This is a genomic window from Pseudomonas sp. TH21 (assembly GCF_016651025.1).
GTDB classification, from domain to species: domain Bacteria; phylum Pseudomonadota; class Gammaproteobacteria; order Pseudomonadales; family Pseudomonadaceae; genus Aquipseudomonas; species Aquipseudomonas aylmerensis.
This window is the reverse complement of the sequence record NZ_JAEKEQ010000001.1, coordinates 1,358,973-1,379,205: the sequence shown is the minus strand read 5'-3', so window position 1 is coordinate 1,379,205 and position 20,233 is coordinate 1,358,973. Positions and strand designations below refer to the sequence as shown.

Sequence of the window (20,233 nt, the reverse complement as noted above, 5' to 3'; positions counted from 1 at the left end):
ACTTTCTCACGACGTATCTGCCCTAACTATAGGAAACATCCCCCTTTGCACCGCCTGATTTCCCAACGCGTGGAGAACAGGTATTCAAACTGTGTCCCGTACTTGTGATGCAGCGCCAGCCTGCGTAACGTGGCGGCACTTGTCTGGAGACCCGATATGCGCGCCGCCCGTACCCTCGCCCTGTTTGCCTTGCTCCCCCTGTTCGCCGCCTGCCAGATGTTCGAAAGCGAGCCGGCCAAGCCGTCTCTCGCCGGGATGACCCGCATGCAGGGTGAACTCACCGCAGTGGGTGGCAAGCTGTTGTTCCAGCCGTGCAACGATAAACGCAACTACGTGGTCAACGACACCGGCGGCACCAGCATCCTGCAGGAGGCCGCCTCCCTGGCCGGCCAGCAGGGCGCGTTGTTTGCCGACCTGCGCGGCAAGTTTTCCGGGGTCGCCAGCGGCACCCAGGGTTCGGTAGACCTGCAACAGCTCTACCGTGTGGAACGCTCGACCTCGGCCTGCGACGATCCTGACTTCAAGCGCATGATCCTGCGGGCCAACGGCCACAAACCGGCCTGGGCGATGAATGTCACGGCCAAGGGCATGGTGCTGGAACGCGAAGGCCAGCCACCACTGGCGGTGCCATACGTCGAAGAGCAAATGGGCGACGGCCGTTTCAACCTGATGACCGAAGCCAATAACCAGCACATCGAACTGTGGGTGGCCCCGCAGCGTTGCATCGACAGCGTCAGCGGCAGCTTGCAACACATGACTGCCGAGTTGCGCGTCAACGGCCAGGTACAGCGTGGTTGCGCGTCGTTCGGCGGCTCGCGGGACGACTGATTCGGCCCTGCGCTGTTTTAACATGTCGGAAAAACGCCATTGGGGCTTATAATCGCCGGTTTGCAAAACAGCCGGCCTCTCTGCCCGCCGCCTACCGGATCCCGTCATGTTACGAATCACCGAACTCAAGCTGCCCATCGACCATCCCGAAGAAGACCTGCGGCCTGCCATCGTGCAGCGCCTGGGCATCGCCAGTGATGACCTGCTCGATTTCACCCTGTTCAAGCGCAGCTACGACGCCCGCAAGAAGTCGTCGGAGCTGTGCTTCATCTACACCATCGACCTGAACGTGAAAGGCGAAGCCGCGCTGCTGCTCAAGTTCGCCGACGACCGCAACGTCAACCCCGCGCCGGACGTGAGCTACAAAGTCGTCGGCCAGGCGCCGGAAGGCCTGGTCGAGCGCCCAATCGTGGTCGGTTTCGGCCCGTGCGGGATCTTCGCCGGGCTGTTGCTCGCGCAGATGGGCTTCAAGCCGATCATCCTCGAACGCGGCAAGGAAGTGCGCCAGCGCACCAAGGACACCTGGGGCCTGTGGCGTAAAAGCGTGCTCAACCCCGAGTCCAACGTGCAATTCGGCGAGGGCGGCGCCGGGACCTTTTCCGACGGCAAGCTCTACAGCCAGATCAAGGACCCGAAATTCCACGGTCGCAAAGTCCTGCACGAGTTCGTCAAGGCCGGCGCGCCGGAAGAAATCCTCTACGTCAGCAAGCCGCACATCGGTACATTCCGCCTGACCGGCGTGGTGGAAAACATGCGCGAGCAGATCATCGCCCTCGGCGGTGAAGTGCGCTTCGAGCAGCGGGTCACCGACGTGCTGATCGAGGACGGCCAGTTGAACGGCGTGGTCATCGACGGTGGCGAGCAGATCCTTTCCAGGCACGTGATCCTGGCCTTGGGCCATAGCGCCCGCGACACCTTCCGCATGCTGCATGGCCGTGGCGTGTACATGGAAGCCAAGCCGTTCTCGGTGGGTTTCCGTATCGAACACCCGCAGTCGCTGATCGATGCCGCGCGCCTGGGCAAATACGCCGGGCACCCGAAACTCGGCGCCGCCGACTACAAACTGGTGCACCACGCCAAGAACGGTCGTTCGGTCTACAGCTTCTGCATGTGCCCGGGCGGCACCGTGGTGGCAGCAACCTCCGAGCCGAACCGCGTGGTCACCAACGGCATGAGCCAGTACTCGCGTAACGAGCGCAACGCCAACTCCGGCATCGTGGTCGGCATCACCCCTGAGGTGGACTACCCCGGCGGCCCGTTGGCCGGTATCGAGTTGCAGGAACGCCTGGAATCTCACGCCTACATCCTCGGCGGCAGCAACTACGAAGCACCGGCGCAACTGGTAGGTGATTTCATTGCCGGCAAGCCGTCGACCGCCCTTGGCAGTGTGGAACCGTCCTACAAACCGGGCGTGGCCCTCGGTGACCTGGCCCTGGCCTTGCCGGGCTTTGCCATCGAGGCGATCCGCGAAGCGTTGCCGGCGTTCGAGAAGCAGATCAAGGGTTACTCGCTGCACGATGCGGTGTTGACGGGTATCGAGACTCGCACCTCGTCGCCGCTGCGGATTACCCGTGATGAATCGATGCAGAGCCTGAACGTGAAAGGCCTGTTCCCGGCGGGTGAAGGCGCAGGCTATGCCGGCGGGATTCTATCGGCCGGTGTTGACGGGATTCGGATTGCCGAGGCGTTGGCGCGGGATATGTTGGGCCTCGAAGCCTGACACATTCCCCTGTAGGAACCCGGCTTGTCGATTCGGCGCAGCGCCTCGAATCGGCAAGCCGGGTTCCTGCAAGGTTAAATGTTGGCGCGCAGGATGCTGTCCGGCAACGCCTCGCCGCGCTCCACGCTGGCCGCCACGGCCGCGATCAAACCGTCCAGGGCATAGCCCTGCCCCGCCAGCCACGCCTGATCGTAATAGGTGGTTGCATACCGCTCGCCGCCATCGCACAAAATCGCCACGATCGACCCCGACTCCCCCGCAGCCTTCATCTGCTGCGCCGCCACCAGCGCGCCAATCAGGTTGGTCCCGCTGGAACCCCCGACCCGCCGCCCCAAGCGCTCGGCCAGGTAATGCATGGCCGCCAGTGACAGCGCATCCGGGACCTTGACCATCGCATCAATGACCTTGGGCAAAAACGACGCCTCGACGCGTGGCCGGCCAATGCCTTCGATGCGCGAACCGCAGTCCAGGCGCAGGCTGGCGTCGCCGCTCTGGTAGAAATCGAAAAACACCGAGCGCTCGGCATCGGCACACAACACGCGGGTGCAGTGCTGGCGGTAGCGCACATACCGTCCGAGGGTGGCGGTGGTGCCGCCAGTGCCGGGGCTGGAGATCAACCAGCTTGGCTCAGGATGCTGCTCGAAGCGCATCTGCTGGAAAATCGACTCGGCGATGTTGTTATTCGCGCGCCAATCGGTGGCGCGTTCGGCGTAAGTGAACTGGTCCATGAAGTGCCCGCCGCTTTCCTGCGCAAGGCGCTCGGATTCGGCGTAGATCTGCGTCGGATCCTGGACCAGATGGCTCTTGCCGCCATAAAAGGCAATCTGCGCGATCTTTTCCTGGGAGGTGGTGGCCGGCATCACCGCAATGAACGGCAAGCCGAGCAGGCGTGCGAAGTAGGCCTCGGAGATCGCCGTCGAACCGCTGGACGCCTCGATCACCGGCGCGCCGGGCTTGAGCCAGCCATTGCACAGTGCGTACAGGAACAGCGAACGCGCGAGGCGATGTTTCAGGCTGCCGGTGGGGTGGCTGGACTCATCCTTGAAGTACAACTCGATACCCGGCAAGCCTGGCAGCGGCAAGGGAATCAGGTGCGTGTCGGCGCTGCGCTGGAAGTCTGCTTCAATGATACGAATGGCTTCGCGGGCCCAAGGACGGTGGTCGCTCATGGCGGGGTTCTCTAAGGGTTTCAGCCCTAACTTTAAGGGTTTTCCTACACTGCACACAGATACAGTGAAGACTCAATTGGACACACAATTGCTAGGCTCAGGCGCAATGCCGCCCGAGCCCGTCCCTTATAACAAATAAGAATATAACTTTTGTTTTAACAACTAACGGTACGGGTTAGGGTACCCACCTAATTGAACCTCATTGGAGAGCATCCCTTGCCTCTGCGTAGCACTTTCACGCGTTTCTTCCAGCTGGAAGCCGCCAGCGGTCTGTTATTGATCGCCGCTGCGGCCCTGGCCCTGATTATCAACAATTCGCCCTTGTCACACCTGTACGCGGCGTTTCTCGACGTGCCGGTGGTGGCGCAGATCGGCGCGCTGAAAATCGCCAAGCCAGCCCTGCTGTGGATCAACGATGGCCTGATGGCCTTGTTCTTCCTGCTGATCGGCCTGGAGGTCAAGCGCGAGCTGCTTGATGGTCACCTGTCCAAGCCATCGCAAGTGGTACTGCCCGGTGCAGCCGCCATCGGCGGCATGGTCGTGCCAGCGCTGATCTACTGGGCGATCAACAAGGACTACCCCGCCGCACTCTCCGGCTGGGCGATTCCGATGGCCACCGACATCGCCTTCGCCCTGGGCGTCCTGGCGCTGCTGGGCAAGCGCGTGCCAGTGTCGTTGAAGCTGTTCCTGATGACCCTGGCGATCATCGATGACCTGGGCGCGATCATTGTCATTGCCGTGTTCTACTCTGCCGACCTGTCGGGTGCCGCCCTGGCAGGTGCGGGCGCCTGCCTGATCGCCTTGATCGCGATGAACCGCCTGGGCGTGATCAAGCTCGGGCCCTACCTGATCATTGGCCTGATCCTGTGGGTCTGCGTACTCAAGAGCGGTGTACACGCGACCCTGGCCGGCGTGACCCTGGCGTTCTGCATCCCGATGCGCACCAAGAACGCCGAAGCCTCGCCACTGATGACCCTGGAACACGCCCTGCACCCCTGGGTGGCCTACGGCATCCTGCCGCTGTTCGCCTTCGCCAATGCGGGTGTTTCGCTGACCGGCGTCAGCCTCGAAAGCTTCACCCACCATGTGCCGATGGGCATCGCCGCCGGCCTGTTGATCGGCAAAACCGTCGGGGTGTTCGGCCTCACCTGGCTGGCCATCAAGACCGGCCTCGCCGCCCTGCCCAGCGGCGCGAATTGGGGCCAGGTGTTCGGCGTGGCAATCCTGTGCGGCATCGGCTTCACCATGAGCCTGTTCGTCGGTTCCCTGGCGTTTGTACCGGGGGCCAGCGAGTTCGCCGGCGAGGACCGCATGGGGATTCTGACCGGGTCGATCCTGGCGGCATGCATTGGCTACGCGGTAACGGCGATGGCAAGCCGCAAGAAAGCCTGAGCTGACTGAACCCACACCCATGAAAAAACCCCAACCGGTTACCCGGTTGGGGTTTTTCTTTGCCTGCCGATTACCGCTTAGCGGGTAACGCGGCTGGTGCCATCAACGGTCATGATGCGCACGCGGTCGCCGATGCGGAAGATTTCATTCTCCTGCACGGCCTGCACGTAGGCGCGCATGCTGCCATCGTCTTCACGAACGGTGATTTCCACACCTTGGGTGCGGGTCAGGCCTTCTTCGGTAGCCGAGCCCAGCAGGCCACCGGCAACGGCGCCGATCACGGCAGTCACGATGCTGCCACGGCCGCCACCGATGGCGCTGCCGCCAACGCCGCCGATGACTGCGCCAGCAGCGCCGCCGATTGGGGTCTTGGTACCTTCGATTTTCACCGGACGCAGGGATTCGATGGTGCCCATGCGCACGGTCTGCACACGACGTGCTTCGTCACGGGAGTACGAGTCGCCGGTCAGACTCGAGGCGCAGCCACCCAACAGCAACGACAGGGTGGTAAAGCAGGCAACCAGTAAAACGGACTTACGCATAGCATCAACTCCAAAGGACAGGTATTCATTAGACGCTGCGGCTTGGCGCCTGTCACGGCAAGCCCCGCAGAAAATTGTTTTCATTCAGCCTGAGTACAGACAGCCAGTAACAGAAAACTCGACGAACGGTAGCTTGGCCTTTGTGCCAAGAGATGTATCGACTGTTCCATCATTGTAGCCGCGCAGCCGCACGCAACCCAAACCTCCTGATATAGAGACGTGAGCGCGGCGGACAACATTCAGGCGAAGTGACGAAAGGTGAGGTTCAGGGCGCGAGGCGCTCGCGGACCCAGTCGGCCCCTTGCAGGCGGTAGTTCAGGCGATCATGCAGGCGGCTCGCGCGGCCTTGCCAGAACTCGATGCGCTCGGGCAGCAGGCGGTAACCGCCCCAATGCTCGGGACAGTCGGGCTGGGTGTCACTGAAGCGCTGCTCGGTGGCCTTGAGCAGGTCCTGCAGTTCTTCGCGATCACGGATGACCCGGCTCTGCGGAGACGCCCAGGCTCCCAGGCGGCTGCCCAATGGGCGCACCTGGTAGTAAGCGTCCGATTCCTCAGACGTGACCTTGACCACCCGCCCTTCGATGCGCACCTGGCGCTCGAGGGTCGGCCAGAAGAAGGTCATGGCCGCGAAGGGCCGCGCCGCGAGCTGTTCGCCCTTGGCGCTCTGATAGTTGGTGAAGAAGGTAAAGCCCTGCGCATCCAGGCCCTTGAGCAACAGGATGCGGCAATGTGGGCGACCGTCCTGGTCAACCGTGGCCAACGTCATGGCATTGGCCTCCACCGGCGGTTGCTCGGTTTTCACCGCATCGCCAAACCACTGGTGGAACAACGCAAACGGTTCGCTCGGGGCCTGGGCCTCGCTCAAACCGTCCCGTGTGTAGTCACGGCGCATATCGGCCAGTGCCTGGGTCATGCAGCTTTATCCTTCTGGTTCAACGGATCAGTTTTTCGCCTGGTCGTTCGCGGCCGGAGTAGCGGCCTTGGCCTTGGCTGGCGCCGGCTTCTTGGCAGCGGGCTTGGCCGGGGCCTTTTTGGCGGCGGGCTTGGCAGCGGCTTTCTTGGCGACAGGCGCTTTTTTCGCCGCAGCCTTGGCGGCCGGAGCCGGTGCTGGAACATCCTGCACGGCGACCATCTCAGCCACAGGCGGCGTTTTGCCCGACTGGTATTTGCTCAGCAAGGCCAACATCGTTGTACGCTGAGTGAACATGATTTCCATGCGACGGTTCAGCGCACGCCCCTGGGTGCTGTCGTTGGCGGCACGCGGCATAAGGTCGCCCATGCCACGCAGCATCAGGCGGTCCTGCTTGAGGCCGCTGAGGCTGAAGATCGAGGCGATCGATTGCGCACGTTCCTTGGTCAACGCCTGGCTGGCCGGAGCAGTGCCGGTGGCATCCACATGGCCGAGTACCAGTACGGCGGTTTTCGGATCCGCTTCAACTGCCTTGGCGACGCGCGTGAACGGGCCCAGGGTGACCGGCAGCAACATGGCCGGGCGCTTAGGGTTGTAGGAGCCGTCTACCGGGGCGATCACCACCAGTACATTGTCACGACGTTCCAGTTGCAGGTTGCTGTCCTTGATGGCCGCGCGCAGGCGTGGCTCATAGTCGTCCAGCCAGGCCTGGGTGATTTTCGGGTCAGGCATCGGCACGTTGGTCACGTCGACCTTGGCCAATGGCTTGGGTTTGCTTTCGAACGGCCACCACCAGTGGGTCTCGGTGTCGGTCTTGGCAACGGTCGGTGCAGGTTCTGCAGCCTTAAGATCGGCTTTCAGGTCAGCCTTGGCATCAGCGGCTTTCTCGTCGGCGCTCTTGGAAGAGAACGGCCACCAGCTGGAACCGGTGTCAGCCTTGGCGACCGGCGCAGGTGCAGCGGCTGGTGCCGGGGCAGCAGCGGCGGCTACCGGTGCGGCAGGCTTGGCGCCGGCAGCAGGCTTGGCATCCGGCTTGACGTCGGTTTGGGCGACTGCATCCTTGGTAGCGGCTTTATCCGATCCAAATGACCACCAATGCCCGCCTTCGGCATCATTTTGTGGAGTTTGTGCGCAACCGGTAATGGTGAGGCAAAGCGCCAGTGCCAAGGACTTGTTCGATAACATGAGATATCCACAAAATGAGAAAAGAAACGGGGGTCTGGATGACCCGTTAAACAGACGCTTACAGAACATTAAAGTTACAACATTTCGTTCAGCGTCTTTCTTATAGTTGCCTTTGTAACAAAAAAACGTGAAACAGCAAGGGGTTTACAGACAACCGGCCAATATTCCGACCAACTTCTGTGCTCGTGGGTCCATTAGTACGTAAGGCCCCAGTGTATTAGTCACGAAACCGAACGCTACATCATGTTCCGGATCGGCAAAACCCACCGAACCACCGGCGCCAGGGTGCCCGAAAGCACGCGGGCCAAGGCCGAAGGTGGCATTGGGCAGCTGCGGTTGATCCAACATACAACCCAGGCCAAAACGGGTTTGTGTCAATAATGTTTTATCCGGCCCGATACTGTGTTCGCGGGTCAATTGTTCGAGCATGTCGGCTTCGAGCAAACTACCGTCCAACAAACCGCTATAGAAACCCGCCAGGCTGCGTGCATTACCGTGGCCATTTGCCGCTGGCTGCTGCATGCGTCGCCATTCAGGTTTATTAGTACTGGTCAGAATAGACGGTGGGTTGGCAAATGCCCGCGTAGTCATGGCGGTCGGTTCCCGCATCATTACTTGCAATAAGCGTTGTGCGGCTTCATCACCCATATTGCCTTTGCTGCGCGCTATATGGGCGACGCGATAAAACTCTTCATCGGCCAGGCCGACATGAAAGTCCAGTCCCAGCGGCCTTGCCACCCGGGCCACGATGGACTCACCTGGCCCACGCCCGTCGGCGCGGCGCAGCAGTTCACCCACCAGCCAACCATAGGTGATCGCCTCGTAGCCATGGCCTTGGCCTGGGGTCCACCACGGCGCTTCGGCCGCCAGGGTGTCGACCATCAGTTGCCAGTCGTACAGGGCTTCGGTGGGCAGCATCTCGCGGATCGCCGGTAAGCCCGCCTGGTGGCAGAGCAGTTGGCGCAGGGTGATGGCTTCCTTGCCAGCAGCGGCAAATTCCGGCCAGTAGTTGGCGACGGGCGCATCCAGTTGCAGCTTGCCTTCGGCGACCAATTGCAGGGCCGTGACGGCGGTGAAGGTCTTGGTGCAGGAGAACAGGTTGACGATGGTGTCGCTGTGCCAGGCCTCGGTTCCATCCTTGTCGGCGGTACCGGCCCACAGGTCGACGACGGTTTCGCCGCCGATCTGGATGCACAGCCCGGCACCACGCTCCTGCGGGTCATCGAACAAGGCGGCGAACGCTTCACGTACCGCTTCAAACTGGAGTTCGTAATGACCCTGAATCTGCACCTGAGCGCCCTCGAAAAACACCGTTAAAAGTGGCCGACATTGTTCCAGCCCTTGTGGCTTTTGTGAACCCGTCAGCCCTCAATCAATGCCCATTTCCAGAGTGCCCGCCCGCATGCCCGGCGCCCTGCCCCGCGCCTTTGCCTTCATGCCCACCGCGCCCGCCTTCGCTCTCACGCACGGCGTTGGCGGCCTTGGCTTTTTCCGCTTCCTTGCCCAGTTGGTCGATCGCCGCGAGGTTGCTTTTGCGCACACTGTCGACGAAGCCCTGGAACGGTACATCGGTGATGCCGACCAGGCCGAAGTGACCGTTTTCACCGTCCAGCAAGCGACCGGTCACCGGTTGGTCCAGGTACTGGAACCAGTGCACACCGACAATCGATGGCTCGGCCATGGCCTGCTTGAGGAAGGTGCTATACGCCGCGCCGCGATCTTCTTCGCGGGCCAATTGCGTCACGCCACCCCAGAACGGGCCGCGGTCGGCCGAGCCGAAGTTGAATTCGGTGATCAGCACCGGCTTGTCCAGGGCACGCAGGGCGGCAAAGTCATAACCGTCCTGGGGCTTGAGGGTGTACATGTTGAAGCTCAGCACGTCGCAATACTGCGCGCAGGACGCCACGGCCTCCGGCGTGCTCACCGCAAAACGGCCGCCCAGTAACAGCTGGTTGGGCGCGTGCCACTTCAGCGAATCGGAGATGGTCTTGAAGTAGGCATCGGCGAAGGTTTTCTGGAAGTACTTGAAGTCAGCTTCGATTTCCGGGTGCTCGGGGCTCGGCATCGGCGGTTCGAAGCCCGGGTCTTCCATCAGCTCCCAGCCCGCCAGGTGGATGCCCCAGGCTTTCGACAGGCCTTCTTCATTCCGGTACTTGTCGCGCAGTTGCTTGAGGAACGCGCGCTTGGCCGGTACGTCGGTGGTCATGCGCAGCGTGCCGTAGGCCAGGGCGTAGCGCGATTTCGGGTCATCACCGGGGCCTGCCCAGGCCAGTTCGTTGTCGGCAAAGAAGCCAATGAGCCAAGGGTCATCGCGGTGGTCGCGGGCCGCGATGGCCACGGCGCGCTCGGTGGCCATGGCGAAACGCGGGTCGAACGGGTCAGGCATGCCGCCCCACCAGTCAGTACCGGTGCTGATGCTGGCGTAATCGCCGACGATCGACAGTGGCAAGGTGTACGGCACGCGGTCGGCAGTGGCCAGGTCCGGCTCGCTCCAGTTGCCCACGGTATTGAAACCCCAGGCTTGCAGGCGGTCGAGGGTGTGGCTGACCCAGCGTTTCTGGTCGAAGCCATCGGTGTCATAGGTGCGCTGCAGGTTCGCGCCATAGAAGTCGTACCAGCGCCCGACGTTGAAGCCCCGGCCCTGATCGGCGCCGTTGCCGCCACGGTTGTCACCACGGCCGTAGTACTTGTCGAAGGGCTCGCCGGCCTTGGGCAGCGCGGCAAACATCCATTCACGCCCGGCCACGTAGGTCTGGTTGTTGTCCGCCGCCACGGTATTCACGCCCAGGGAGTAGAACGGGTGGCCTTCCGGCGTCACCAGGTACCAGCGACCGTCGCGTTTTTCGGTGCGGAAGAAGCCGCTGGCGTCGAACGCCGGGCCTTTGTTCCAGCCGCCATACTGATCCAGCGAGGATTTATCCCGCTCGGCCAGCCAGCCCTTGAGCTGTTGCTGCTCCTTGGCGGCGGCCGCCTTGAGTTGCTCGTCGCTGCTAACTTTTTCCGGCCAACGCGCACGGGTGGACTGGCCATAGGCATCGACGAGTTCGCTGTAGGCTGCTTTCAACACCGGCTCGCTGTCCTGCACGCCGAAGCGCTCCAGCAGGATGCTCTGCGCGGCGACAGGCTTGATCATCGACAGGGTCACCGAGACCACCTGGCTGCGGTCGATTGCCCCGGCGCTGGCGGCGAGCAGCACGCGCTGGCCGTCCACGGTGATCGGCATCGGCGGGCCGGCCTTCATGCCCTGGCTCAACGGGGAATTGGCTTGCAGCGGCACCAGCAGGGTCTGCACCGGGCCGGCAGGCAGGTCGATGCGGCTGACCAATGTCTTGCCGTCGGCGCTCTGCACCTTGACGTAGAGCGTCAGCGCCCAGTCCATCGCGCTCTGGATGCGCAGGCTCATGGCGCCGGACTGTGACCAGTCCCACACACCGGTCTGCGGGCTGAGCACCAGGCTCGGCTCGGCAGCCGGGTTGAAGGTGATGCGGCGCAGCACCTCGCCTTCGGGGGTTTGTTCGGCATTGTATTGCGGCAGGCTGGCGTCCTGGGTCGCCACCTTGACCACATCGGCAGGCCGGACGAAGTTGAACAATGTCTGTTGCCCGGCAGGCGCGGCCATCAAGGGCGCGGCGAACAGCAAGGCAAAAAGGGCGGGCAGCGTGCGAATCATACGAACAAGGTTCTCCCAAACGGCCGATGAATGGCCTGATGACGTAAAGCGTTGGCAGTCAGATAGACCACGAAGTGGGCGAATTCGCCCACAGTGGCTTAAGAAATTTCGCGCCTGAACGGCGGCAAGGCATTCAGGATAGCCTTGCCATAGCGCTGGGTAACCAGGCGGCGGTCAAGCAAGGTGATGGTGCCCCGGTCTTCTTCGGTGCGCAGCAAGCGACCGCAGGCCTGCACCAGTTTCAGGGACGCATCCGGCACCGAGATTTCCATGAACGGGTTACCGCCGCGCGCCTCGATCCATTCGGCCAATGCCGCCTCGACCGGATCATCCGGCACCGAGAACGGGATCTTGGCGATCACCACGTGTTCGCAGTAGGCACCGGGCAAGTCCACGCCTTCGGCGAAGCTTGCCAGGCCGAACAGCACGCTGGAATCGCCGCCATCGACGCGCGCCTTGTGTTTATTGAGGGTTTCCTGCTTGGACAGGTTGCCCTGGATAAACACCTGCTTGCGCCAGTCGCGGTCGAGGCCGTCGAACACGTCCTGCATCTGTTTGCGTGACGAAAACAGCACCAGCGTGCCGCGCGAGCCTTCCACCAGTTCCGGCAGGTCGCGGATGATCGCGGCAGTGTGCGCCGCCGCATCCCGAGGGTCGGCCTTGAGGTCGGGCACGCGCAACACGCCGGCGTCGGCGTGATGGAACGGGCTCGGCACCACGGCCGTGACGGCTTTTTTCGGCAGGCCGGCACGCATGCGGAAGCGGTCGAAAGTGCCCAGGGCAGTCAGCGTCGCCGACGTCACCAGGCAGCCGTAGGCCACGTTCCAGAGGTTGCGGCGCAGCATTTCGGCCGCGAGGATCGGGCTGGCGTTGACCTCGATGTCGAACAGCGCGCCGCTTTCCGACAGGGTCAGCCAGCGGGCCATCGGCGGGTTGTCTTCCGGGTCTTCGACGGTAAACGCAGTCCACAACTCCCAGTTGCCCTGTGAGCGCGACAACAGGCTGCCGAACAGCGGGTACCACTCCTCGGCCTGGTTGCTGGCGATGCCGATGTTGACCTCGCCGTCCATGCCTTCCTTGAGCAGGTCGGTCAGGCGGGTAAACAGGTCGGTCAGGCGCGAGAAGCCTTTTTTCAGCTCGATGCCCATTTCGCGCATGTGCTCGGGGATCAGCCCGCCGACAAAACGGTGGCGTGGACGCTCGCGCCCCTCCACGTCTTCACCGGGCTTGAAGTCAGCGACCTGCTCGCAGGCGCTGAACATGAATTGCTGCTGGGTCTTGATCTCGCGCGCCAGCTCCGGCACTTGTTCGATCAACTTGCCCAGGTCGCCGGGCAGCGGGTGCTGGGCGAGCAATTTGGTCAGGTTCTTGGCGGTGGTTTCCAGCCAGTCGGCGGTGGAGCGTAGGCGCGTGTAATGGGCGAAGTGGCCGATGGCCTTGTCCGGCAGGTGATGGCCTTCGTCGAATACGTAGAGCGTATCGCGCGGGTCCGGCAGCACGGCGCCGCCGCCCAAGGCCAGGTCGGCCAGGACCATGTCGTGGTTGGTGACGATCACGTCGACCTTGCCCATGCCTTCGCGGGCCTTATAGAAGGCGCATTGGCCGAAGTTGGGGCAATGGCGGTTGGTGCACTGGCTGTGGTCGGTGGTCAGGCGCGCCCAGTCGGAGTCTTCCAGGGCGGTGGGCCAGCTGTCGCGGTCGCCGTCCCATTTATTCCCGGCGAGTTTCTCGATCATGCTGGTGAACAGCTTCTGGCTGGCTTCATCGACTTCGATCTTGAAGCCTTCTTCTTCGAACAGCTGCGCCGTGGCGGTTTGCGCGTGGCCTTCCTGCAGCAGCACATCGAGTTTGGACAGGCACATGTAGCGCCCACGGCCCTTGGCCAGGGCGAACGTAAAGTTCAGGCCGCTGTTGCGCATCAGGTCGGGCAGGTCTTTGTAGACGATCTGCTCCTGCAGGGCGACAGTCGCAGTGGCGATCACCAGGCGCTTGCCGGCGGCCTTGGCGGTGGGGATCGCGGCCAGGCTGTAGGCCACGGTCTTGCCGGTACCGGTGCCGGCCTCGACGGCCACGACGGCGGGCTCACCTTCGCGGCGGCCTTCGTCGTCGACGTCGATATCCCCGAGGACCTTGGCCACTTCGGCGATCATCAGGCGTTGGCCGTAGCGCGGTTTCAAGCTCTTGGCTTCGAGAAAACGCGAATAGGCGCCCTGGATCGTGGTTTTGAGTTCAGTGCTGATCATGGATAGTCGGGCGCAAAAAACGCTGGATAAATTTTCAGTGGTTCGGATCGGCCGCTATCATACCCCGCTAATTAATCCCGCGCAGAACGGAGTACCACAATGACCGCGTTTAGCCTCGCTTACACCCTGCATGTATTGGCCACCCTGATATGGGTCGGCGGTATGTTTTTCGCCTGGATGATCCTGCGCCCCGCCGCCGTGGCGGCACTTGAGGGCCCCGCACGGCTCAAGTTGTGGGCAAATGTGTTTCAACGTTTTTTCGTGTGGGTGTGGGTGGCGGTGCTGGTTTTGCCGATCAGCGGCATCGGCCTGTTGCAACTGCGCTTCAGTGGCTTTGAAACCGCGCCGCGCTACGTGCAGGTGATGATGGGGTTGTACCTGGTGATGACGGCGCTGTTTATCCGTATCCAGGCGTTGAAATTCCCGGAATTGCGCAAGGCAGTGGCGGCTGAAGACTGGCCGGCAGGCGCGGCCGCGCTGGGGCAGATCCGCAAATTGGTCGGGATCAACTTGATCGTGGGGCTGGTAGTGGTGGCAATCGCGTCGGCCCGGCCGATGTTCTGAGGCCGGCCAAGCCCCCTGTGGCGAGCGGGCTTGTCCCGCGTTGGGCTGCGCAGCAGCCCCAATCAAGATCGCCAGAGGTCTTCAGTCGAAACGCAGTGGCTGGTTTTGGGCTGCCTTGCAGCCCAACGCGGGACAAGCCCGCTCGCCACATTAGAGAGGTTACAGACGCTGTACGGTCACAGTGCCCGCAGGCCCTGCTGGCCCCGGTTGCCCTTCCAGCCCTGGGCGGCCCTTCTCGCCGCCGTCGGCGCGGTACACCAGGCAGCCCTTGGACTCGCCACCTTTGCCAGGCTTGCCCGCCGTGCCGGCCAGACCGCCGGCACCGCCGTCGACCCAGACCTTGATCTGTTGGGCCGGGAAGTCCTGCGGCAACTCGACCCGCACCTGCGCGCCCGCAGCGCCCGGCAAGCCGTCGCCGCCATTGTCACCGTTGGCGCCACGCCCGGCCGAACCCCAGGTGCAACCCGGGTCCACGCCGTTGGCACCATCCAGCCCGGCATACCCTTGGGCGCCCGCGCCGCCACGGGCATCCACCGACAGCTCTTCAGCCACCAGTGAATTGATCCGCAAGGTCAGGTCTCGCCCGGCCTTGGCCGGTTTTTCATGGGTGCCCGGCGCGCCCCGCGAAGTGATCTGGCTGCCGTGGTCCAACTGCGCATGGCGCACCTGCAGTTGCAGCACGGTGCCGCCGGGGACAATCGCAATCCGCGCATCGCGGCCCAGGTGCAGCTCATCCACCGTGACCTGGCTGATGGTGGCCGGGATCAGCAAGGTGCCGTAGTCCGCTACCTCCAGACGCTCCAGTTGCAACACGCTGGTGCTGTTGGGCAGGCGCATCAACGAATTGGTCTCAACACTGACGCTCTGGGCCAGGGCGACGGGGCTGACCAACGCGGCCAACAGTAAAACCTTACGCATCATGGGGCTCCTGACTGATTTCGAATTTTTCTTTGGACGCACAGTAACGACTTCTACAGGCGATTTGCCAGTGAAGCATCAAAAAACTTGTGCAGGGAGAGGTGCAGGCGAGGCGCGCGGCAATGCCCCTGTGGATCCCACAGGGGCAAGGTTTGTCAGCGGTTGATCTGGATTTCCGTACGACGGTTCAAGGCACGACCTTCAGCGGTTTTGTTGTCGGCAACCGGATGGCTTTCGCCCGCCCCCGTCACAGACACAAAGGCACTGCGCGGCACGCCGGCGCCGATCAGGTAATCGGTGACCGAGTGAGCACGTTTTTCCGAGAGTTTCTGGTTGTAGGCATCCTTGCCGACGCTGTCGGTATGCCCGCTGACCCGCAGTTGAGCACTCGGGGCTTCCTGTTTCAGGCGCGTGGCAATGGTGTCGAGCTTGGTTTTATCGGCGGCGGTCAGCCTGGCCGAGTCGAACTCGAAGTGCACATCGCGAATTACGATGGTTTCTTCCTTGACCACCACCACTTCCTCAACCACCGCAGCCGGCGGCACCGGTGGGCAGCCATTGGCATCGACCTGCACGCCTTTTGGCGTGTGCGGGCACTTGTCACGGCTGTCCGGCACACCATCGCCGTCCTCGTCGCCATCACCGTGCACCCAGCAATAGGCGCCGGCCATGCCGCCGACCAGCAAGGCGCCGTAGCCTGCATAGGCCGAGCTTTCCGTCGCGCCGATCGCCGCGCCGGTCACACCGCCAACGGCAGCGCAGGTCGGCCAATCGGTTTTTTGCAAGCCTGCGCAACCTGTCAATAACCCGGTGAGCAGAACCAAGGGTAGAGCTGTCCGCATGATGCTCATCTGACTTTCTCCTGAGGGGATCGGCGGGGGCCGATGGGTGGAGTAAAGACCGCTCTTTTCAACTGCGCCACTACGCCACGCCCCCGTATTTGTTAGGGATCGTCGTTCTCGTCGGACTTTTCGCAGCCGCCCGCTCTAGGCCCGCACGCTCAGCCGCGCTAGTCTCTAGCGTCTTGATGTGAGGATCTCTGATGACCGCTGGCATTTCTTCCCGTACGCCCCAGCAAGCCTTGGCTGCCTTGCTGGATCTGCACCAGCCCAAACGCCTGCTGTTATTGGGCGCCAGTCAGTTTCCGGCGCTGGACGCGTTTCAAGCCGCGCACCCGGATACCCAGGTGTCCGTGGCAGCCCCCGGCGCCCTGCCGGCGGAACTTGCGGCGCAGCGTTTTGACCTGGCGCTGGTGGTCGACTGCCTGGAGCACCTGTCAAAACCGCAAGGCCTGACCCTGCTCGGTGGCATTCGCAACCTCAACGCCAGCCGCATTGCCGTGCTGGTGGACTTGGGCGCATGCGACTGGAAAGACACCGACTTCTTCTCCCTGGCCCTGCAGGCCGGCGAGCGTTTCCAGCGCGATGAACAGGTTCTGACGCTGTTTACCTACGATCTGCTTGACTATAAACAGGTGCCGGACTGGCTCAATGCCCGCTTCTGGGCCAACCCGGAAAACTTCGGAAAGTATTGGTGGTAACCCGATGAGTACATCCATTTGCCCCTGCGGCAGTGGCAACCTGCTGGATGCCTGCTGCGGCCATTATCATGCCGGGCACCCGGCCCCGTGCGCCAGCGCCCTGATGCGTTCACGCTACAGCGCCTATGTGCTGGGCCTGGTGGACTACCTGGTGGCCACCACTCTGCCCGCGCAGCAGGCCGGCCTCGACCGCGACGCCATCGCCGCCTGGAGTGCCCAGAGCACCTGGCTCGGCCTGGAAGTCGAAAACTCGGAGGTGTTCGGCGGCCAGCCAGAACATGCCTTTGTGACCTTTACCGCGCGTTGGCACGACAGCACCGGCGAACATAGCCACCGCGAGCAGTCTTCTTTCGTACAGAATGAGGGGCGCTGGTACTTCATCGACCCGACAGTGGAAGTGAAGGCCGGACGCAACGATGCGTGCCTGTGCGGCAGTGGGCAGAAATTCAAGAAGTGTTGTTCCAGCTACCTCTGACCTGCAAGCGCGAGCTTGCTCGCGAAAACCCCGGGGGCACCTTTGTGTGTCAGGCTTAGCGCGTCATCGTTGACGACCTTCGCGAGCAAGCTCGCTCCTACACAGGATGGATAACGCCATGCTTCGGATGTACAGCTTGATGCTGGCGTTGACCCTCGGCCTCACCGGCTGCGCGTCCTGGTTCGAAGACGATGCGCCGCCGCCCCACGTCTCGCTGGTGAAAGTCGAAGTGGTGCGGGCCAAGTTGCTCGAGCAGAAATTCAAACTGTACTTTCGCGTGGACAACCGCGACGACGCCGACCTGACGGTGCGCGGCCTGATCTACAAGGTCAGCCTCGGCGATTTTGTGCTGACCGAAGGTGAGTCCAACGAATGGCTGACCGTGCCGCCCCGGGGCCACGCGTTTTTCAAGGTGTCGGTGCGCACCAACCTCTGGCCGCAGATCCGCGATGTCGTGCAGATGCTGAAAAATCCCGACAAACCCGTGCCTTATCGCCTGGAGGGTGAGCTGAAAACCGGATTATTCATCGGTTATGACGTGCAGGTGAACCACAATGGCGAGATAATCCCCGGCGATTTTATTCCGGAGCGACATCGATGACTCAGCAACCCCATGTCCATGGTCCTGACTGCAACCACGATCATGATCATCACGATCACCACGATCACGACCACGGTCATGTCCACGGCCCGAACTGCGGCCACGCTCACCAGGAGCCGGTGCGCAACGCGTTGAAGGACGTCGGCCGCAACGATCCTTGCCCGTGCGGCAGCGAGAAGAAATTCAAGAAGTGCCACGGGGCTTGATGCCCTGATCCTGCAGGAACCGGCTTGCCGGCGATGGCGTCCCCAACATCGCTGTCGCCGACAAGCCGGTTCCTCCAGGTTGAGTTAGCACGTCAGGGTTTGTGTTGAAACTGCAACACCACCTCAAGCCCCCGCCGTCCCGATTGCTCAAGCTCAACCGTCCCTCGTGCGCCCGGGCAATGGTGTGCGCAATGCTCAACCCCAGCCCATACCCGCCCGTCTCGGCATTGCGCGAACCCTCCACGCGGTAGAACGGCTCCATCACCTGCTCCAGTTGTTCCTGGGGAATCCCCGGCCCTCGGTCGCGGATGATGATCTTCAAACTGTCCGCCTGGTCCTCGACCCGCACCACCACGTCGCGCCCATAACGCACCGCGTTTTCCAGCAGGTTCTGCACGCAACGCTTGAGGCTGCGCGCGTACCCCGGCAACGGTTGCCTGGCACGGCCTTCGATGCGCACGCTTTCGCCCACATCCTGCAAATCCGCCTGCAAGCTTTGCAGCAAGGCATTGATGTCGATGTTCTGCCGCGTCTCGTTGATTTCACCGCTGCTGACAAAATCCAGGGTGCTGGAGACCATGTGCTCCATTTCCTCCAGGTCGCTGCGAAAACGCTCCTGGGTGCGAGGGTCATCGAGCATCTCGGTACGCAGGCGCAGGCGTGTGATCGGTGAACGCAAGTCGTGGGAAATCGCCGCAAGAAAACGCGTGCGCTCGGCGATGTTGGCAATCAGCCGTTGCTGCATCGCGTTGAAGGCCTGGGCGGCGCGGCGCACTTCGGTGGGGCCATCCTCCGACAGCGGCGGACGCTGGATATCACGGCCCAGGGCTTCGGCGGCCTTGGCCAGCGCATTGAGCGGACGGATGGCCAGGCGCACCGCCACCAGGGCAATCACCACCAGCACCAACACGCGCAACAAATAGATGCGCATCACGTAGTCGAACAGCAGGTCCAGCGGCGAGGTACTGGTCCAGCCCTGCTCTTCACTGGCATCCACCTGCAACCAGCGCCCATCGGGAAGACGCAGGTCGATCAGGAATTGCCCCACCACCGGTTGGGAGCTGAGCAGTGTCGAGAGCCCGGCGCTTTGCCCTTCGCCATCCACCAGGGAAAGGCGCAACAGCACCAGGGTCTGGGCGTAGCCGGTCTTCTGCGACAACACCTTTTTGATCAAGCGCTCGGTGGGCCGGTCAGCGTCGTTGAGGGTACTGGGGGTGGCGCTGGCCTGGTCGCTCAGGGTCAGGCGGAAGTTCGGCGTATCGAGCATTTTGATCAGCAGGTCCACCTGCTGCGGATCGCTGTGCACCAGCCGCACCACATCCGCCAGTCGAGTGGCGATCAGCCGCGCAGGGATTTCCAGCACCTGGCCATGCCGCCGGTCGTACCAGATGCTGCTGGTCAGGGCCTGGGCCGCGAGCATGCCGCTGACCAGGATCAGCACCAGCCGCCCAAACAGCGAGCGCGGCAGCAGTCTCACGATTCCAGCACCACGTCATCGGCGGTGAGCATGTAACCCTCGTTGCGCACGGTCTTGATCAGCCCCGCCGGCAGTTGCGAGCGCAGGCGGCTGACGCACACGTCGATGGAACGGTCGAACGGCGTGCTGTCCTTGTCGAACACGTGGTTGAGCAAAAAGTCGCGGCTCAACGGGCGGTTGGGGTGCTGCAACAGCAGGCGCAACACGCGGTAATCCGAGTTGCCCAGGCTCACCACCACGCCTTGCGGCGACAGCAACTGCCGCGCCCGCGTGTCGAGCTGCCAGCCGGCGAAGCGAATGCTCGGCGCCTCGTCCAGGCGCGCGCGATCCGGAAAACTCTGCACGCGTCGCAGCACGACCTTGATCCGTACCAGCAACTCACGCGGGTCGAACGGCTTGGGCAGGTAGTCATCGGCGCCGATCTCCAGGCCGACGATGCGGTCGATCAAGGAGCCCTTGGCCGTGAGCATCACCACCGGCGTGTTGGAACTGACCCGCAGTTCGCGGCACAGGCTCAGGCCGTCTTCACCCGGCAGCATCAGGTCGAGCACGATCAGGTCAATCACGTTCAGCGCCAGGCGGCGGCGCATTTCCTTGCCGTCGGCGGCGGTGGATACCTGGAAACCGGCGTCGCTCAGGTAGTCGCAGAGCAATTGGCGGATTTGCGGGTCGTCATCAACGATCAGCAGGTGGTCTTGCTTGGCCATGGGCAGTCGATCCGAAAACTCAAAACGCAGGAGATAGCCGAAAGTTCAGCCAGCAGTGCAGGCAAATGTAATGGAATGTTGTAGGA

The 20,233-nt window shown here is 62.7% G+C and carries 19 protein-coding genes; 8 read left to right on the top strand and 11 right to left on the bottom strand.

All coding sequences use genetic code 11. From position 1 onward, the window contains the following. Positions 1–156: 156 nt before the first annotated feature. Complete coding sequence (locus JFU04_RS06085; protein WP_065902972.1) at positions 157–828, top strand: COG3650 family protein; 672 nt, start codon at positions 157–159, stop codon at positions 826–828. A 106-nt stretch (positions 829–934) separates the two neighbouring features. Then, complete coding sequence (locus JFU04_RS06080; RefSeq protein WP_201143667.1) at positions 935–2,548, top strand: NAD(P)/FAD-dependent oxidoreductase; 1,614 nt, start codon at positions 935–937, stop codon at positions 2,546–2,548. Between the two features lie 74 nt (positions 2,549–2,622). Here JFU04_RS06080 and JFU04_RS06075 read toward each other — a convergent pair whose 3' ends face one another. Continuing rightward, positions 2,623–3,717, bottom strand: a complete 1,095-nt coding sequence (locus JFU04_RS06075) for a PLP-dependent cysteine synthase family protein (protein WP_120447800.1) — start codon at positions 3,715–3,717, stop codon at positions 2,623–2,625. Between the two features lie 216 nt (positions 3,718–3,933). Between JFU04_RS06075 and nhaA the strand changes: the two genes are divergently transcribed. Then, positions 3,934–5,109, top strand: a complete 1,176-nt coding sequence (gene nhaA / locus JFU04_RS06070; RefSeq protein WP_065902978.1) for a Na+/H+ antiporter NhaA — start codon at positions 3,934–3,936, stop codon at positions 5,107–5,109. A 77-nt stretch (positions 5,110–5,186) separates the two neighbouring features. Here the strand turns inward: nhaA and JFU04_RS06065 are convergent, their stop codons facing one another. The 6 genes from JFU04_RS06065 to dinG all read right to left on the bottom strand — a co-directional run bounded on the left by JFU04_RS06065 (position 5,187) and on the right by dinG (position 13,659). Further along, positions 5,187–5,651 (bottom strand): glycine zipper 2TM domain-containing protein, encoded by a 465-nt coding sequence (locus JFU04_RS06065; protein WP_003189251.1) that lies wholly within the window; start codon positions 5,649–5,651, stop codon positions 5,187–5,189. A gap of 265 nt (positions 5,652–5,916) precedes the next feature. After that, complete coding sequence (gene pdxH, locus JFU04_RS06060) at positions 5,917–6,564, bottom strand: pyridoxamine 5'-phosphate oxidase (RefSeq protein ID WP_201143666.1); 648 nt, start codon at positions 6,562–6,564, stop codon at positions 5,917–5,919. A 27-nt stretch (positions 6,565–6,591) separates the two neighbouring features. Continuing rightward, a complete protein-coding gene (locus JFU04_RS06055; protein WP_201143665.1) occupies positions 6,592–7,746 on the bottom strand; it encodes an OmpA family protein in 1,155 nt (384 codons plus the stop codon). Positions 7,747–7,890: 144 nt separating this feature from the next. Next, a complete protein-coding gene (locus tag JFU04_RS06050; protein ID WP_065903335.1) occupies positions 7,891–9,036 on the bottom strand; it encodes a serine hydrolase domain-containing protein in 1,146 nt (381 codons plus the stop codon). Positions 9,037–9,118: 82 nt separating this feature from the next. Then, positions 9,119–11,416, bottom strand: coding sequence for a beta-galactosidase (locus tag JFU04_RS06045; RefSeq protein ID WP_106804934.1), 2,298 nt, complete (start codon positions 11,414–11,416; stop codon positions 9,119–9,121). Positions 11,417–11,514: 98 nt separating this feature from the next. Beyond that, positions 11,515–13,659, bottom strand: a complete 2,145-nt coding sequence (gene dinG / locus JFU04_RS06040; protein WP_065902986.1) for an ATP-dependent DNA helicase DinG — start codon at positions 13,657–13,659, stop codon at positions 11,515–11,517. Positions 13,660–13,758: 99 nt separating this feature from the next. On the opposite strand from dinG, the gene JFU04_RS06035 reads away from it, so the two are divergent. Beyond that, positions 13,759–14,223, top strand: a complete 465-nt coding sequence (locus JFU04_RS06035; RefSeq protein WP_201143664.1) for a CopD family protein — start codon at positions 13,759–13,761, stop codon at positions 14,221–14,223. A gap of 159 nt (positions 14,224–14,382) precedes the next feature. Here the strand turns inward: JFU04_RS06035 and JFU04_RS06030 are convergent, their stop codons facing one another. Next, positions 14,383–15,141, bottom strand: coding sequence for a collagen-like triple helix repeat-containing protein (locus JFU04_RS06030; RefSeq protein WP_065902993.1), 759 nt, complete (start codon positions 15,139–15,141; stop codon positions 14,383–14,385). Between the two features lie 155 nt (positions 15,142–15,296). Next, on the bottom strand, positions 15,297–15,992 hold the full coding sequence (locus tag JFU04_RS06025; protein ID WP_065902995.1) for an OmpA family protein: 696 nt from the start codon (positions 15,990–15,992) through the stop codon (positions 15,297–15,299). A 191-nt stretch (positions 15,993–16,183) separates the two neighbouring features. Here JFU04_RS06025 and JFU04_RS06020 point away from each other — a divergent pair, with 191 nt between their 5' ends. The 4 genes from JFU04_RS06020 (at position 16,184) to JFU04_RS06005 (ending at position 17,963) form a co-directional block, all read left to right on the top strand. Next, a complete protein-coding gene (locus JFU04_RS06020; RefSeq protein WP_065902997.1) occupies positions 16,184–16,681 on the top strand; it encodes a DUF6231 family protein in 498 nt (165 codons plus the stop codon). A gap of 4 nt (positions 16,682–16,685) precedes the next feature. Beyond that, complete coding sequence (locus tag JFU04_RS06015; protein WP_065902999.1) at positions 16,686–17,156, top strand: YchJ family protein; 471 nt, start codon at positions 16,686–16,688, stop codon at positions 17,154–17,156. A gap of 118 nt (positions 17,157–17,274) precedes the next feature. After that, positions 17,275–17,757 (top strand): LEA type 2 family protein, encoded by a 483-nt coding sequence (locus tag JFU04_RS06010; RefSeq protein WP_065903001.1) that lies wholly within the window; start codon positions 17,275–17,277, stop codon positions 17,755–17,757. Then, positions 17,754–17,963, top strand: a complete 210-nt coding sequence (locus JFU04_RS06005) for an SEC-C metal-binding domain-containing protein (protein WP_065890089.1) — start codon at positions 17,754–17,756, stop codon at positions 17,961–17,963. The genes JFU04_RS06010 and JFU04_RS06005 overlap by 4 nt, the downstream gene beginning before the upstream one ends. Here JFU04_RS06005 and JFU04_RS06000 read toward each other — a convergent pair. Beyond that, positions 17,941–19,440 (bottom strand): ATP-binding protein, encoded by a 1,500-nt coding sequence (locus tag JFU04_RS06000; RefSeq protein ID WP_342389432.1) that lies wholly within the window; start codon positions 19,438–19,440, stop codon positions 17,941–17,943. The two genes, JFU04_RS06005 and JFU04_RS06000, sit on opposite strands and share 23 nt — an antisense overlap. Further along, the gene (locus tag JFU04_RS05995) at positions 19,437–20,147 is read right to left on the bottom strand and encodes a response regulator (RefSeq protein WP_106804937.1); all 711 of its coding nucleotides are present in this window, start codon (positions 20,145–20,147) and stop codon (positions 19,437–19,439) included. Before JFU04_RS05995 ends, JFU04_RS06000 begins: the two co-directional genes overlap by 4 nt. Positions 20,148–20,233: the final 86 nt, after the last annotated feature.

Bases quoted from the DNA above. Each gene is read 5' to 3' on its own strand.
- JFU04_RS06085 (WP_065902972.1), top strand. From the start codon at position 157: ATGCGCGCCGCCCGTACCCTCGCCCTGTTTGCCTTGCTCCCCCTGTTC.
- JFU04_RS06080 (WP_201143667.1), top strand. From the start codon at position 935: ATGTTACGAATCACCGAACTCAAGCTGCCCATCGACCATCCCGAAGAA.
- JFU04_RS06075 (WP_120447800.1), bottom strand. From the start codon at position 3,717: ATGAGCGACCACCGTCCTTGGGCCCGCGAAGCCATTCGTATCATTGAA.
- JFU04_RS06065 (WP_003189251.1), bottom strand. From the start codon at position 5,651: ATGCGTAAGTCCGTTTTACTGGTTGCCTGCTTTACCACCCTGTCGTTG.
- pdxH (WP_201143666.1), bottom strand. From the start codon at position 6,564: ATGACCCAGGCACTGGCCGATATGCGCCGTGACTACACACGGGACGGT.
- JFU04_RS06055 (WP_201143665.1), bottom strand. From the start codon at position 7,746: ATGTTATCGAACAAGTCCTTGGCACTGGCGCTTTGCCTCACCATTACC.
- JFU04_RS06045 (WP_106804934.1), bottom strand. From the start codon at position 11,416: ATGATTCGCACGCTGCCCGCCCTTTTTGCCTTGCTGTTCGCCGCGCCC.
- dinG (WP_065902986.1), bottom strand. From the start codon at position 13,659: ATGATCAGCACTGAACTCAAAACCACGATCCAGGGCGCCTATTCGCGT.
- JFU04_RS06035 (WP_201143664.1), top strand. From the start codon at position 13,759: ATGACCGCGTTTAGCCTCGCTTACACCCTGCATGTATTGGCCACCCTG.
- JFU04_RS06030 (WP_065902993.1), bottom strand. From the start codon at position 15,141: ATGCGTAAGGTTTTACTGTTGGCCGCGTTGGTCAGCCCCGTCGCCCTG.
- JFU04_RS06025 (WP_065902995.1), bottom strand. From the start codon at position 15,992: ATGAGCATCATGCGGACAGCTCTACCCTTGGTTCTGCTCACCGGGTTA.
- JFU04_RS06020 (WP_065902997.1), top strand. From the start codon at position 16,184: ATGACCGCTGGCATTTCTTCCCGTACGCCCCAGCAAGCCTTGGCTGCC.
- JFU04_RS06015 (WP_065902999.1), top strand. From the start codon at position 16,686: ATGAGTACATCCATTTGCCCCTGCGGCAGTGGCAACCTGCTGGATGCC.
- JFU04_RS06010 (WP_065903001.1), top strand. From the start codon at position 17,275: ATGCTTCGGATGTACAGCTTGATGCTGGCGTTGACCCTCGGCCTCACC.
- JFU04_RS06005 (WP_065890089.1), top strand. From the start codon at position 17,754: ATGACTCAGCAACCCCATGTCCATGGTCCTGACTGCAACCACGATCAT.
- JFU04_RS05995 (WP_106804937.1), bottom strand. From the start codon at position 20,147: ATGGCCAAGCAAGACCACCTGCTGATCGTTGATGACGACCCGCAAATC.